This is a genomic window from Streptomyces sp. NPDC037288 (assembly GCF_055603265.1).
In genome coordinates this window covers 1-3,130 of the sequence record NZ_JBVJVY010000170.1, presented here as the reverse complement: position 1 = coordinate 3,130, position 3,130 = coordinate 1, and the positions used below count along the sequence as shown (strand labels likewise).

The following is a 3,130-nucleotide window of genomic DNA, read 5'->3' as shown; positions in this document are numbered from 1 at the left end:
TAGGAGTTGGACTCGAAGAGCTTCGCGGTCTCCTCGCCGATGCGCGAGCCGACGGTGACGACCTGGAGGCCGACGACGTCGGTCTCCCCCGACTCCTGCGGGCGGAAGAAGTCGGCCAGGCACAGCCGGCGGCCGCGGCGCTGGCGCGGGAAGGTGAACCGGGTGCGTTCGTTGCCGTGCTCGTCCAGGATGATCAGGTCGTCGTCCTTGGAGACGCAGGGGAAGTAGCCGTAGACGACGGCCGCTTCGAGCAGGTTCTCCGTCTGCAGCCGGTCCAGGAGGCCGCGCAGCCGGGGCCGGCCCTCGGTCTCCACCAGTTCCTCGTACGACGGTCCCTCGCCGGTACGGGCCTGCCTCAGCCCCCACTGGCCCTTGAACAGCGCGCCCTCGTCGAGCCAGCTCGCGTACTCCTTGAGCTGGATGCCCTTGACGATCCGGGTGTCCCAGAACGGCGGGGCCGGCACCGGGTTGTCGGTGGCCACGTCGGAGCGGACGTGCCCCTCCTCCGGGCGCTCCTCGACCACGGCTGCGGCCGTCGCACGGACCCGGCGCTGCCTGAGTTCGGGCAGTTTGGCGCCGGGCAGGCCGCGCTTGACGCCGATGAGGGCGTCCATCAGGCGCAGGCCCTCGAAGGCGTCGCGGGCGTAGCGGACTTCGCCCTCGTAGATCTCGTGCAGGTCCTGTTCGACATAGGCGCGGGTCAGGGCGGCGCCGCCGAGGATGACCGGGAAGCGGGCGGCGAGGCCGCGCTGGTTCAGCTCCTCCAGGTTCTCCTTCATGATCACCGTGGACTTCACCAGGAGGCCGGACATGCCGATGACGTCGGCCCGGTGTTCCTCGGCAGCCTCCAGGATCGCGGAGACCGGCTGCTTGATGCCCAGGTTGACGACGTTGTAGCCGTTGTTGGACAGGATGATGTCGACCAGGTTCTTGCCGATGTCGTGCACATCCCCGCGCACGGTGGCCAGCACGATCGTGCCCTTGCCCTCGGCGTCCGACTTCTCCATGTGCGGCTCGAGGTGGGCGACGGCCGTCTTCATGACCTCGGCGGACTGGAGGACGAACGGCAGTTGCATCTGGCCGGAGCCGAACAGCTCGCCGACGACCTTCATGCCGTCCAGCAGGGTGTCGTTGACGATGTCGAGGGCGGGCCGGTCCTGGAGGGCCTCGTCCAGGTCCGCCTCCAGGCCGTTGCGCTCGCCGTCGATGATGCGGCGCTTGAGGCGCTCCTCCAGCGGCAGCGCGGCCAGCTCCTCCGCCTTGCCGGCCTTGAGCGACTTGGCGGTGGCTCCCTCGAAGAGCTGCATGAGCTTCTGGAGGGGGTCGTAGCCCTCGCTGCGGCGGTCGTGGATCAGGTCGAGGGCCGTCTGCACCTCTTCCTCGCTGAACCGGGCGATCGGCAGGATCTTGCTCGCGTGCACGATCGCCGAGTCCAGACCCGCCTTGACGCACTCGTCCAGGAAGACGGAGTTCAGCAGGATGCGGGCGGCCGGGTTCAGGCCGAAGGAGATGTTGGACAGGCCGAGGGTGGTCTGCACGTCCGGGTGGCGCTTCTTCAGCTCGCGGATCGCCTCGATGGTGGCGATGCCGTCCTTGCGGGACTCCTCCTGACCGGTGCAGATGGTGAAGGTCAGGGTGTCGATGAGGATGTCCTCCTCACGGATGCCCCAGTTCCCGGTCAGGTCGTCGATCAGCCGTTCGGCGATCTCGACCTTCTTCTCGGGGGTGCGGGCCTGGCCCTCCTCGTCGATGGTCAGGGCGATCAGGGCGGCGCCGTGTTCCTGGGCCAGCCGGGTCACCTTCGCGAAGCGGGAGTCGGGGCCGGCGCCGTCCTCGTAGTTGACGGAGTTGATCACCGCGCGGCCGCCGAGCTTCTCCAGGCCGGCCTGGAGGACGTCGACCTCGGTGGAGTCCAGCACGATCGGCAGGGTGGAGGCGGTGGCGAAACGGCCTGCGAGTTCCTCCATGTCGGCGACGCCGTCGCGGCCGACGTAGTCCACGCAGAGGTCGAGCAGGTGCGCGCCCTCACGGATCTGCTCGCGGGCCATCTCCACACAGTCGTCCCAGCGGCCCTGGAGCATGGCCTCGCGGAACTTCTTGGAGCCGTTGGCGTTGGTGCGCTCGCCGATGGCGAGGTACGAGGTGTCCTGGCGGAACGGCACCGACTGGTAGAGCGACGCGGCCCCCGGCTCGGGGCGCGGGTCGCGGGCGGGCGGGGTGAGGTCCCTCACCCGCTCGACGACCTGGCGCAGGTGCTCGGGGGTGGTGCCGCAGCAGCCGCCGACGAGCGAGAGGCCGTACTCGCGGACGAAGGTCTCCTGGGCGTCGGCCAGCTCGGGCGCGGTCAGCGGGTAGTGGGCGCCGTCCTTGCCGAGGACGGGCAGGCCCGCGTTGGGCATGCAGGACAGCGGGATGCGGGCGTTGCGGGCGAGGTAGCGCAGGTGCTCGCTCATCTCGGCCGGGCCGGTGGCGCAGTTCAGGCCGATCATGTCGATACCGAGCGGCTCCAGCGCGGTGAGCGCGGCGCCGATCTCGGAGCCGAGCAGCATGGTGCCGGTGGTCTCGACGGTCACGGAGACGATCACCGGCAGGTCGAGGCCGAGGGCGTCGAGGCCGCGGCGGGCGCCGAGGACGGCGGCCTTGGTCTGCAGCAGGTCCTGGGTGGTCTCCACGAGCAGCGCGTCGGCGCCGCCGGTGACCAGGCCCTCGGCGTTGCGCTGGTAGGCGTCGCGCAGGGTGGTGTACGGGGCGTGGCCGAGGGTCGGCAGCTTGGTGCCGGGGCCGATCGAGCCGAGGACCCAGCGGGGGCGGCCGTCTCTTGCGGTGAACTCGTCGGCGGCCTCGCGGGCGACCCGGGCGCCGGCCTCGGACAGCTCGTGGACGCGGTCGGAGATGTCGTACTCGCCGAGGGCGGAGTGGTTGGCCCCGAAGGTGTTGGTCTCGACGCAGTCGACGCCCACGGCGAAGTAGGCCTCGTGCACGGAGCGGACGATGTCGGGGCGGGTGAGGTTGAGGATCTCGTTGCAGCCCTCGAGCTGCTGGAAGTCCTCGAGTGTGGGGTCCTGGGCCTGGAGCATGGTGCCCATGGCTCCGTCGGCGACCACCACACGGGTGGCGAGCGCCTGGCGGA

1 protein-coding gene is annotated in these 3,130 nt (G+C 70.3%); it reads right to left on the bottom strand.

Annotated features, from left to right (window positions below; translation table 11 throughout):
- The coding region (gene metH, locus ACZ7GZ_RS42870) for a methionine synthase (protein ID WP_471033252.1) at positions 1-3,130 on the bottom strand (3,130 nt) is incomplete at both ends.